Raw genomic sequence first — 11,534 nt, forward strand, 5'->3', positions numbered from 1 at the left:
GGGTACTGTCGCGGCATGGCCACCGAATCCGGCCCGACCGTCGAGGACGGGGTCCGCGAACTGCTGCTTCTCATGCCCCGCATCGTCGGGCGCGCGAAGCGGACGCCGCCGCCTCCGGAACTCGACGACGTCGCGCTCGCGCCGCGGCATCTGTCCCTGCTGGCCTATCTGTTGTTCGACGGCCCGATGACGGTCAACGAACTCGCCGGACGGCTCGAAATCGCGCCCACCACAGCGAGTCTGATGATCGGCGACCTGTCGCGCCAGGGCGTGCTGGAACGCACCGAGGACCCCGGCGACCGGCGGCGCACCATCGTGAGCATCCACCCGGACAAGCGCCCGGCCGTCGACGCGTGGCTCGCCCGCGGTGCGAAGGCCTGGCAGGAAGCGTTGGCGCCGTTGAGTCCCAGCGAGCGGGCGCTGGTGATCAGGACGCTCAAGGTGTACGAGCAATACGGCTCGTGAGTGTTCCAGCCGGTTCTAACCGGCTAAGTCACTCACGAGACAGCTAGCCACCGAGCCTGTGGGCCCGCGCATTTCTTCGGCCACGCCGCGTCGTGCTGGTACCACCACGCCTCACAAGCCCGCCCGTCCGGCAGTGTGTACTGCGGCGGACCCGGCACCCGGCGCAATCCGGCCGCTTCCAGCGAACGGCCGCTCGCGACGTTGCCGACCTCCGCGCCCGCGCGCACCCGGGACAGTCCGAGATGCTCGTGCGCCAGCACGAGACCGGCGGCGAACAGGTCCCGGCCGAAGCCCTGCCCGCGATACTCCGGCGCGAGATAGCCGCCGGTTTCCGGTCCGCCGTCCTCGCCCGCGTGCACGCTCACGAGACCAGCGCAGCGGCCAGCCACGAGATCGATCGCGACGACGTCCACCGAATGCGGGTCCGGAGTGGTCCAGTCCGGACCGGTGCCGGGGATTACGCGCAGCGCTTCGCCGCGCATGGGTTCGGCCACCACGGAGTCGGCCAGCCAGCCGAGCCAGCGCTGCGCGGCCGGATCGCTGCCGCCCGCGACCGCCGCCGCGTACTCCCACGCGGTGGGGGTGCGGAAAAGGAACCGGCCGAACGCGAAGGCGTGTCCCCGGCGGTCGCAGGTGCGTTTCGCCATCAGCCGTCCGCGGCGGGTCAGCCGGCTCACCAAAGGTGCATTGCTCACAAACGCCATCGCGCCGGAAATGCTACCCCTCGCCCGTTGCCAATCCGACCGGAAGTAGGCGGAGACGGTCCGCAGCCGATGTGCCCATAGAAACCCTTCTCCGCCGTGGCTGTAGTCGGATTGGCGACAAACAGCACTGTATGGTGATCGGGTGACGGCCGTATCGGAAGCAGCCGACGCCGACGGCGGGCGTGCGGCCCAGCCACGACACCTCATCGTGTCGGTCTACGGCGTGCACCACCAGGCGGGCGGCGAGTGGCTTTCGGTCGCCTCGCTGATCGATCTGCTCGCCGCGGTCGGGATCGACGAGCCCGCCGTGCGGTCCTCGATTTCCCGGCTCAAACGGCGCGGGGTGCTCGAAGCGGTGCGCCGCGACGGGGCCGCCGGGTACGAATTGTCCGGTACCGCAGTGGATTTGCTGCGCGAAGGCGACGAACGCATTTTCCGGCGCGACCGCGCGAAGCTCGCTGACGGCTGGCTGCTCGCGGTGTTTTCGGTGCCGGAAGCCGAGCGGCACAAGCGGCACGTGCTGCGGACGCAGTTGTCGCGGCTGGGTTTCGGCACCGCGTCGTCAGGCGTCTGGATCGCGCCAGCGCACCTGTACGAGGTCACGGTCGGCACACTGGATCGCCTCGGTCTCGCCGAGTACGCCGACCTGTTCCGCGCCGAGCACTTGGCCTTCGGCGACCCGCGCGAGAAGGTGCGCGAGTGGTGGGACCTGGACCAGCTGGACGAGCTGTACACCGTGTTCCTCGAAGAGCACGAACCGGCACTGCGCCGGTGGCAGCGCCGCCGGACGACGCCCACCGACGAAGCGTTCGCCGATTACCTGCGCGTGCTCACCGGCTGGCGGCGGATGCCGTATCTCGACCCCTGCCTGCCCGCGGAATTGCTTCCCGAGGGGTGGTCCGGCATCCGCGCCGCCGAAGTGTTCTTCACGCTCCACGACCGGCTTGAGGAAGCCGCGCGGACGCACCTGCGGCAGGTGCTCAGCGGTTGACCACCGCGTAGCCCTGCACTTCCACCAACGCTTCGACGTCCCACAGCCGGCTCACGCCGATGCCCGCCATCGCCGGGTAATCCGCGCCCACCAGCCGCTTCCACACGCGGCCGATCTCGCGCGCGTGCGCCTTGTAGTCGTCCATGTCGACGATGTAGACGGTCAGGCTGCACAGGTCCGCGGGCTCGCCGCCGGCCGCGCGCAACGCGGTGAGCAGGTTGCCGAGCGCGCGCTCGAACTGCTCCACGACACCGTCGCCGGCGATCCGGTTGTCCGCGTCGAGCGCGGTCTGCCCGGCGAGGAACACCAGCCGCCCCTGCGCCGCCACCGCGTGCGAGAACCCCGACGGCTTGCCCAGCTCGGGGGGATTGATCCGCTCCATGCCGGGAAGCCTAACCCATCTATCGTCTTCTTGACGACCGTAGGGCAAACGACATAACCTGGGTCGCGTGCGGATTTCAGTAGTCGGCGGCGGGCCCGCGGGGCTCTACTTCGCCGTGCTCGCGAAACAACTCGGCCCGGACCACGAGATCACGGTCTGGGAGCGCAACGCGCCGGACGACACGTTCGGCTTCGGCGTCGTCTTCTCCGACGAGACGCTCGGCGGCATCGAACACGCCGATCCGGCCGTGCACGAGGCGATGAGCCGGGAGTTCGCGCGCTGGGACGACATCGACGTGCATTACCGCGGCACCGTGTCGACCTCGGGCGGGCACGGATTCGCCGCGATGAGCCGCAAACGCCTGCTCGCGATCCTGCAGCAGCGGTGCCGCGAAATGGGCATTGATGTCCGATTCCGCAGTGTCGCGCCGGATCCGGCCGAGCTTGCCGCTTCTTCGGATCTCGTGGTCGCGGCGGACGGCGTGAACTCCGCGGTGCGCACGGCGTTCGCCGATTCATTCCGGCCGAGCGTCGAGTCTCGGCAGTGCCGCTACATCTGGCTCGGCACCGACCTCGTGTTCGACGCGTTCAAGTTCTACGTGCTCGAAACCCCGCACGGCGTCATGCAGGTCCACGGCTATCCGTACGGCCGCGACGGCAGCACGTTCATCCTGGAGATGCACGAAGACGTGTGGCAGCGTGCGTTCGGCCCGATCGCCGCCACCGGCCTCGGTCCGGGGGAAAGCGACGAGAAGTCGATCGAGCTGATCCGCGAACTGTGCGGCGACATTTTCGACGGACATCAGTTGCTGGCCAACAACTCCAAGTGGACCACCTTCGGCACGGTCCGCTGCGAAAACTGGGTCCACGACAACGTCGTGCTGCTCGGCGACGCGGCGCACACCGCGCATTTCTCGATCGGCTCGGGCACGAAACTCGCCATGGAGGACGCGCTCGCGCTCGCCGCGTGCCTGCACGAACAGCCGAGTGTCCCGGACGCCCTTGCAGCGTATGAAGAAGAGCGACGCCCGGTAGTCGCGTCCACGCAGCGTGCGGCACAGGCGAGCCTGGAGTGGTTCGAGAACCTGGCGCAGTACACGCATCAGGAACCGGAGCAATTCGCGTTCAACCTCCTTACCCGCAGCCGTCGCGTCACGTACGACAACTTGAAGCTGCGAGACAAGGAATTCGCCGCTTCGCTGGATCAGTGGTTCGCCGATTCGCTCGGCACTTCCGTCGCGCCGCCGATGTTCCAGCCAGTGCGGATCGGTTCGCTGGAATTGCCGAACCGGATCGTCGTGTCGCCGATGGACATGTACTCCGCGGTCAACGGCGTACCCGGCGAATTCCACCTGGTGCACCTGGGAAGCAAGGCACTCGGCGGGGCCGGGATGGTCATGACCGAGATGATCTGCGTGTCCGCCGAGGGCCGGATCACGCCGGGGTGTCCCGGGCTTTACACCTCCGAGCAGGAAGCCGCGTGGAAGCGGATCGTCGAGTTCGTGCACCGCGAAACCCCGGCGAAGATCGGTTTGCAGCTGGGGCATTCCGGCCGCAAGGGTTCGACGAAGCTGATGTGGGAAGGCATTGACGACCCGCTGCCGGAAGGCAACTGGGAGGTTTGCGCACCGTCCGCGCTGCCGTACTCGCCGAACAACCAGACGCCGCGCGAGCTGACTGCCGCCGAACTGGGCGAGATCAAGGACCAGTTCGTGTCGGCCGCGGAAGCCGCCGCACGCGCTGGTTTCGATCTGCTGGAACTGCACTGCGCGCACGGCTACCTGCTGTCGTCGTTCCTGTCCCCGCTGACCAACCACCGCACCGATGCCTACGGCGGCTCTCCGGAAAACCGGCTGCGCTTCCCGCTGGAAGTCTTCGACGCGGTCCGCGCCGTCTGGCCAGCCGATCGTCCCTTGACCGTCCGGATCTCCGCCACTGACTGGTTCGAGGGCGGGAATGACGCCGACGAAGCCGTAGCCATCGCACAGGCATTCGCCGAACACGGTGCGGCCGCCATTGACGTATCGACCGGCCAGGTAGTCAGCGAGGAGAAGCCGAAGTTCGGACGCAGCTACCAGACGCCGTATGCCGATCGGATCCGCAACGAAGTCGGGCGTCGCTACGGCACCGCCGTGATCGCCGTCGGCGCGATTTCCTCCTACGACGACGTGAACTCGCTCATCCTCGCGGGCCGAGCCGACTTGTGCGCACTCGGCCGCACGCACCTGTTCAATCCACAATGGACTCTGCACGCCGCCGCCGCGCAGGGATACCCGGTGCCGTGGCCGAAACAATGGGCAGCGGGCAAACGTCCACCGCAGACCGGCCGCACCGACGGCCCGGAGCCACGACTCGATCTGGTCCGCACCGGCGGCCACCAGACCGCCCATGCCCGCTGGCGACCGGAGGACGCCCGATGAACGCTTTCGCTTTCACTCCGGAACAGACCGCCTACGCCGCTTCAGTCCGGAAAATCGCCGCCGAGCAACTGGTCGAACTGGCCGCCGCCGGTACCGAGGGCGCGGTAAACCGTCCGCTGCTCAAGGCAATGGGAGCACACGGCCTGCTCGCCCGGCTGTTCCCCGGGGTCGAAAATGGACAGCCGACCCGGCAAGCCGCCGCGACCGATCTGTGCCTGCTGCGCGAAGCGCTCGCCACCCAAAGCACCGAAGCCGAAACCGCCTTGGCGTTACAGGGGCTAGGCAGCTACCCGGTACTCCAGTCCGGTTTGGACGAACAGGTCCAGCGCTGGCTCCCCGCCGTCGCCGCCGGTGACGCCGTCGCCGCCTTCGCACTGACCGAACCGGACGCCGGATCCGACGCCGCCGCCCTCCAGTTAGCCGCTGAACCAGACGGCGACGGCTGGCGGCTCACCGGCACGAAAATGTGGATCTCGAACGCCCCGGAAGCCGATTTCTACACCGTCTTCGCCCGCACGACCCCCGACGCCGGATCACGCGGGGTCAGCGCCTTCGTCGTCCCCGGTGACCGCGCCGGGCTCAGCGGCGAGCACCTGGATCTGGTGAGCCCCCATCCCATCGGCACGGTGGTGTTCGACGGCGTCCGGGTAAACCGCGACGAGCTGCTCGGCGAAGAAAACCGCGGTTTCGCGGTAGCGATGCGGACATTGGACTTGTTCCGCCCGAGCGTTGGTGCCTTCGCGGTCGGGATGGCCCAAGCCGCCCTCGACGCGACCGTGGAGTACACAGCTTCGCGCGAAGCATTCGGCGGCCCCTTGGTGAAGCAGCAGACGGTCGCGCACACGCTGGCCGAAATGGCGACGCGGACGGAAGCCGGTCGTTTGCTGGTGTACGCGGCCGCGGCCGCTTATGACGCGGGCGAGCAGAATCTGGCCGGTCGCGCGGCAATGGCGAAGTTGTTCGCGACCGAGACCGCGCAATACGTGGTGGATAAAGCGGTGCAATTGCACGGGGCCCGAGCGTTGCGGCGCGGACATTTGCTGGAACACCTCTACCGGGAGGTCCGGGCACCGCGCATTTACGAAGGCGCGTCGGAGATCCAGCGGACGATCATCGCGAGGTCGTTGCAGCGGCGCGGATGAGCCGCATCCGCGCCGCCTGCTGGTGTTCAGCAGGCGGCGCGGACGGCAAGCTTTCCACCGGGGCTACACAGCCGCTCGACGCTTCGGCTTCCGGTCAAGCCACAGCTGCGCCGCGATCAGCGCGACCGTCCAGCTCACCCACGCCCCGAGCGCCGCGATCGACTGCCCCAGCGCGATTTCACTGCCGCCGAACGTGGTGGCCACCTGCGGTTCCAGGAAGATCGCCGCGATCGGGCCGATCAGCCGGTTGAGAATGATCGACATCGTCAGCGCGAAACTGCGGATCATCCAGCGCCGGTGATCGCCGAAGCGGCGTTCGCGAGCCGCTCGGAAGCCCGCCCACGTCGTACCGAGCCACAGCACCGCGAGCAGCACGTCGCTGGCTCGAGTCACCGGCCCGTACGGGGTCGCCGCGCCGATCGTCAGCGCCAGCAACCCGGACGGCAGCACTCCGGCGAAAAGGTACGCACGGCCGGAGTAGCGGTGCAGCACCGGGTACTTCCGCCGGATCCACGGCCAGATCTGCAGCAACGCGGTCACCATCGCGATCGACCCGAACACCACGTGCCCCACCAGGAACAAGTAGTGCGCGGGGAAGGTCGACGGCACCCGCGACCGAGCCGGGTCGAACGCCAGATACGGCGGCAGCGAATACGCCAGGAACGCGACCACCACCAGCCCCAACGGCCCCACCCACGGTCTCCGCCACCAGCGCTTTCCCGGCTCGACCCGTACCGTTCGTTCCGCTGCGGGATCCACCCGCGCCGGTCGAAGATCCGTCCCCGCCGTCATGATCGCCTCTCTCCGTCGTCCGTTCTCGGCTGGCACTTCCGAACGTAAGACGGGTACCCACTGCGAACCATGGGGCCGGCTGGTCTTACCGCGGTGGGGACAGCCTTACCCTCGGCCAGGTGACCGGCGACGGTGCGTGACCATTGCCGCAGAGGTCCAGACCAGGCATACTTCTCCTACTTTGTTGCCCGCCACAACAAAGCACTCCCTCGCTCTAGGTTCCTCCCCGAAACCGAGGTGACCACGCATGCCCAGATTCCTCAGACGTCTCCCCACCGTTCTGGCCGCCGCCGCTCTGCTCGCGCTCGGCCTCCAGGCCGCTCCCGCCGTCCTGGCCCCGCCGACCGCGGCCGCCGCCGACAGTTTCATCGACGATTTCAACGGACCGGCAGGAGCCGCGGCCGACGCGTCGAAATGGACCTACGAAACCGGCGACAACAACGGAAACAACCACGAACGCCAGTGGTACACCGCCGGAGCCGCCAACGGCGCCCTCGACGGCCAAGGCCATCTGGTGATCACCGCGAAACGCGAAAACTCCGGCCACACCTGCTGGTACGGCACCTGCCAGTACACCTCCGCCCGGCTCAACACCGCCGGAAAGTTCAGCCAGGCCTACGGCCACGTCGAAACCCGGATGAAGATCCCGCGCGGCCAGGGCATGTGGCCCGCGTTCTGGATGCTCGGCGGCGGAAATTGGCCCAACGACGGCGAAATCGACATCATGGAGAACATCGGCCGCGAGCCGAACACCGTGCACGGCACCATTCACGGCCCGGGTTACTCCGGCGCGGGCGGCATCGGCGCGGCGTACAACGGCCCGGTTTTCGCTGACGCTTTCCACACCTACGCGGTCGATTGGTCGCCGAACAAGATCGTCTGGTCGGTCGACGGCAACGCCTACGAGACCCGCACGCCAGCCGATCTGAACGGCAACCGCTGGGTGTTCGACCATCCCTTCTACCTGATCCTGAACCTCGCGGTCGGCGGCGACTGGCCCGGCGATCCGGACGGCGGCACGCAGTTCCCGCAGCAGCTGGTCGTCGACTACGTGCACGTGACCACCAGCGGCACCGGCGGCTCGACCGGGCGGATCATCGGCATCGGCGGCAAATGCGTCGACGTGCCTTGGGCCAATCCGGCGAACTTCACCCAGCTGCAGATCACTGACTGCAACGGCAACGCCGCGCAGGACTGGACGATCGGCAGCGACGGGACCATTCGCGCGCTCGGCAAGTGCATGGACGTCAAGTACTCCGGCACCGACGACGGCACGCCGGTCCAGATGTATGACTGCAACAACAGCGACGCACAGCAGTGGGTCGTGACCGCGGCCCGCGACATCGTCAACCCGCACGCGAACAAATGCCTGGACGCGGCGGGGGTCAGTTCGGCCAACGGGACGAAACTGCAACTGTGGACGTGCACCGGCAATGTGAACCAGAAATGGTCGGTGAACCAGTAGTCGTCCACTGTGGACACTGTGCACCCAGGAAGAGCGGCGGGCCGTAACCTCCCCCCGGTGGCCACGGCCCGCCGCGAACACCGCGAGTGCCGGGCGGAAACCAAGATCCGCCGTCCGGCCATAGGCCGCCCTCCGCGCGTCGGCTGGGGGTCCCGGCGCCCGGGGCGGCACTCTCTCGCGGCCCACTGCCGAAGGTAGCCAGCCCGCGTCCGCCGTGGAGCTTTCCAGGTGGCAGGAGGGCCCGAACGGTCATTCTCGCTGCCTTCCCGGGCAAACCGGCCGGTTTCGGCCGAACGTCTCAGCGACGGCCGGACAGCTCCGCGTAAGCCTCGACCAGTTGCGCCTCTGCGTCGTCGAGATAGCCGGCGAGCATCTCCGCCGTACGAATCCCGTCGCCGGTCGCGAGCACGTCCAGGATTTCGTGATTCCGCGGCAGATACCGTTCGTGAAAGCGGCGCGGATCGGCCATCACGTGGAACACCAGCCGCAGCTCCGCGGCAAGCGCCTGCATTAGTTCGACGATGCGCTCGCTGCCGGTGAGCGCCGCCAGTTCCGCGTGGAAACGGATGTTCGCGGTACCCAGGTCCTGCCATTTCGCCTGCTTCGCCGCGCGATCCCCGTCCGCGACGGTGCTGGCGATCTTGTCGAACGCCGCCGGCTTCTCGGTCACGTCGCGGACCGCGGCGCATTCGACAATCTTGCGGACCCGGTAGATGTCGCGCACGTCTTCGACGCTCGGCACCCGCACGAACACCCCGCGGTTCAGCTCGTGCACCAGCAGCCGTTCGTGGGTCAGCAGCCGGAAGGCCTCACGGAGCGTATTGCGCGAAACCCCGAGCGCGCTGCCGATGTCCTGCTCCGAAAGCCGCACTCCGGGCAGGAAATACCCCTCCGAAACGCGTGTGCGCAGCACGCCCGCGACCCGTTCCGCGGTGCTCGTCCGGCCGAGCAGGCCGCGATCCGCTTCCAGGCCCATTGGCTCTCCGTCGGTGACCACGTCGCCCAGCGTAGCCATCGGGCGATGAACAATAAAATGAGGGACTTGTGGAATTGTTGAACGATCCGTACGGTAGCGGCCATGTGACTCGTGCCACCATGAGTTCGTCCCCCTGTGAGGTGCCCTATGAACGTCAACGTCGCCGACGGCACCGCGAACGCGGCCCGCCCGTTCGGCTGGTATCGCTCGCTCGGCCACAAGGGCCGCCGCGCCTTCCTCGGCGCGTTCGGCGGCTACGGCCTCGATTCGTTCGACTACCAGACCCTCCCCTTCGGCCTGGCCGCGATCACCGCCTACTTCGGCATCACGTCCGGCGAAGCGGGCCTGCTCAGCACCGTCACGCTGGTTGTTTCCGCGATCGGCGGCGTCGGAGCCGGAGTGCTCGCCGACCGCATCGGCCGCGTCCGCACGCTGCAGCTGACCATCGCGATGTACACGATCTTCACGGTGCTCTGCGGTTTCGCGCCCAACTTCGAGACGCTGCTGATCTTCCGCGGCCTGCAGGGGCTCGGGTTCGGCGGCGAATGGGCGGTGGGCGCCGCGCTGGTCGCCGAGTACTGCTCGGCCAAGTACCGCGGCCGCACGGTGGCGTTCGTGCAGAGTGCGTGGGCGGTGGGCTGGGGCCTGCTGGTGATCGTCTACACCGTGCTGTTCAGCGTTCTCGACCAGGACATCGCGTGGCGCGTGCTGTTCTGGGTCGGCGTGCTTCCGGCTCTGCTCGTGCTGTGGGTGCGGCGCAGCGTCGAAGACGCGCCGGAGGCCGCCGCCCGGCGGGTTTCCGCGAAGGTCAAAGGCTCGCTCGCCGGGATTTTCCGGCCGAAACTCCTGCGTACCACGGTGTTCGCCGCGCTCCTCGCGACTGGCGTCCAAGGCGGTTACTACACGCTGTTCACCTGGATGCCGAAGTACCTGCAGAGCAGCCGCGGCCTGTCCGTGGTCAACACCGGCGGCTACTTCGCGCTGCTGATCCCGGGCGCGTTCATCGGTTACGTCTGCGGCGGCTACCTCACCGACCTGCTCGGCCGGAAGAAGACCTTCCTGCTGTTCTCCGTCGTTTCCGCGCTGCTGATCGTGCTGTTCGTCCAGCTGCCCTACGGCGCGAACGGCCTGATGCTGCTGATCAGTTTCCCGCTCGGCTTCTCGACTTCGGCGATTTTCAGCGGCTTCGGGGCGTATCTGGCCGAGCTGTACCCGACCGAGCTGCGCGCCACCGGACAGGGCTTCACCTACAACTTCGGTCGCGCGGTCGGTGCCGCGTTCCCTGCCGTGGTGGGCTTTTTGGGCGCGGGCGGCGCGATCGTCCTCGGTGCCGTCGGTTACGCGATCGCCGCGGCAGCGCTGCTCGGGCTGCCGGAAACGCGAGGCAAGGAACTGGTGGAAGTATGACCACTTCCTACAATCCCTCGACGCTTACTCCGGCCGAAGCTCGCGCGCTCTTCCGCGCCGGCACCGAGCGCCCGACCACCGGCTGGGCCGACGGTTACGCGCAGACCAACCTGATCGCCGTCCCGGCGGACTGGGCCGAAGACGTCCGCGAGTTCTGCGCCCGCAACCCCCGGCCGTGCCCGGTGCTCGACGTCAGCGAACCCGGCGACCCGACCACTCGGCTCGCGCCCGGCGCGGACCTGCGCACCGACCTGCCGCGCTACCGAGTCTGGCACAACGGCACGCTGACCAGCGAAATCACCGACGCCACCGGGGTGTGGCGCAGCGACCTGGTCGCGTTCTCCATTGGCTGCAGCTTCAGTTTCGAGACGTTGCTGCGCGCCGCCGGCATCCCGCTCCGGCACGTGGAGCAGGGGCGCAACGTTTCGATGTACGTGACGAACCGGCAGTGCGAACCGGCGGGACGGCTGAGCGGTCCCCTGGTGGTGTCGATGCGGCAGATTCCGGAAACCCTGGTGGAGGAAGCCGTGCGCGTCACCGCCGCGATGCCCGCGGTGCACGGTGCTCCGGTGCACGTCGGCGACCCGGCCGAACTGGGCATCGCCGACCTCGCCCGGCCGGATTTCGGCGATCCGGTCGACGCCGCGCCCGGCGACGTGCCGGTGTTCTGGGCCTGCGGCGTCACCCCGCAGGCGGCGCTGATGGCGTCCCGGCCCCCGTTCGCCATCACGCACGCCCCCGGCTACATGTTCCTGACCGACCGACCCGACCGCGATTACCAGGTGGGATGA

The 11,534-nt window shown here is 68.1% G+C and carries 11 protein-coding genes; 7 read left to right on the top strand and 4 right to left on the bottom strand.

The window, feature by feature from the left end:
• Positions 1–15 precede the first annotated feature (15 nt).
• Positions 16–465, top strand: coding sequence for a MarR family winged helix-turn-helix transcriptional regulator (locus ACZ63D_RS37865; protein WP_465359136.1), 450 nt, complete (start codon positions 16–18; stop codon positions 463–465).
• Positions 466–497: 32 nt separating this feature from the next.
• Here ACZ63D_RS37865 and ACZ63D_RS37870 read toward each other — a convergent pair whose 3' ends face one another.
• Complete coding sequence (locus ACZ63D_RS37870; RefSeq protein ID WP_465359137.1) at positions 498–1,169, bottom strand: GNAT family N-acetyltransferase; 672 nt, start codon at positions 1,167–1,169, stop codon at positions 498–500.
• Positions 1,170–1,311: 142 nt separating this feature from the next.
• On the opposite strand from ACZ63D_RS37870, the gene ACZ63D_RS37875 reads away from it, so the two are divergent.
• The gene (locus tag ACZ63D_RS37875; protein ID WP_465359138.1) at positions 1,312–2,160 is read left to right on the top strand and encodes a PaaX family transcriptional regulator; all 849 of its coding nucleotides are present in this window, start codon (positions 1,312–1,314) and stop codon (positions 2,158–2,160) included.
• Here ACZ63D_RS37875 and ACZ63D_RS37880 read toward each other — a convergent pair.
• Complete coding sequence (locus tag ACZ63D_RS37880; protein ID WP_465359139.1) at positions 2,150–2,542, bottom strand: RidA family protein; 393 nt, start codon at positions 2,540–2,542, stop codon at positions 2,150–2,152. The two genes, ACZ63D_RS37875 and ACZ63D_RS37880, sit on opposite strands and share 11 nt — an antisense overlap.
• 67 nt (positions 2,543–2,609) lie before the next feature.
• On the opposite strand from ACZ63D_RS37880, the gene ACZ63D_RS37885 reads away from it, so the two are divergent.
• Both ACZ63D_RS37885 and ACZ63D_RS37890 read left to right on the top strand, forming a co-directional pair.
• A complete protein-coding gene (locus tag ACZ63D_RS37885; RefSeq protein WP_465359140.1) occupies positions 2,610–4,961 on the top strand; it encodes a bifunctional salicylyl-CoA 5-hydroxylase/oxidoreductase in 2,352 nt (783 codons plus the stop codon).
• Positions 4,958–6,103: an acyl-CoA dehydrogenase family protein gene (locus ACZ63D_RS37890; protein WP_465359141.1), complete on the top strand. Its 1,146-nt coding sequence runs from the start codon at positions 4,958–4,960 to the stop codon at positions 6,101–6,103. The genes ACZ63D_RS37885 and ACZ63D_RS37890 overlap by 4 nt, the downstream gene beginning before the upstream one ends.
• A gap of 63 nt (positions 6,104–6,166) precedes the next feature.
• Here ACZ63D_RS37890 and ACZ63D_RS37895 read toward each other — a convergent pair whose 3' ends face one another.
• Positions 6,167–6,796: a DUF2306 domain-containing protein gene (locus tag ACZ63D_RS37895; protein ID WP_465359142.1), complete on the bottom strand. Its 630-nt coding sequence runs from the start codon at positions 6,794–6,796 to the stop codon at positions 6,167–6,169.
• Between the two features lie 346 nt (positions 6,797–7,142).
• Between ACZ63D_RS37895 and ACZ63D_RS37900 the strand changes: the two genes are divergently transcribed.
• Entirely contained in the window at positions 7,143–8,360 is a 1,218-nt protein-coding gene (locus ACZ63D_RS37900) for a family 16 glycosylhydrolase (RefSeq protein ID WP_465359143.1), read from the top strand.
• A 298-nt stretch (positions 8,361–8,658) separates the two neighbouring features.
• Here the strand turns inward: ACZ63D_RS37900 and ACZ63D_RS37905 are convergent, their stop codons facing one another.
• Positions 8,659–9,375, bottom strand: a complete 717-nt coding sequence (locus ACZ63D_RS37905; protein ID WP_465359144.1) for a GntR family transcriptional regulator — start codon at positions 9,373–9,375, stop codon at positions 8,659–8,661.
• A 108-nt stretch (positions 9,376–9,483) separates the two neighbouring features.
• Here ACZ63D_RS37905 and ACZ63D_RS37910 point away from each other — a divergent pair, with 108 nt between their 5' ends.
• Both ACZ63D_RS37910 and ACZ63D_RS37915 read left to right on the top strand, forming a co-directional pair.
• Positions 9,484–10,743 (top strand): MFS transporter, encoded by a 1,260-nt coding sequence (locus tag ACZ63D_RS37910; protein WP_465359145.1) that lies wholly within the window; start codon positions 9,484–9,486, stop codon positions 10,741–10,743.
• Positions 10,740–11,534, top strand: a complete 795-nt coding sequence (locus ACZ63D_RS37915) for a putative hydro-lyase (RefSeq protein WP_465359146.1) — start codon at positions 10,740–10,742, stop codon at positions 11,532–11,534. Before ACZ63D_RS37910 ends, ACZ63D_RS37915 begins: the two co-directional genes overlap by 4 nt.

This window comes from Amycolatopsis sp. NPDC104775, from assembly GCF_055583325.1.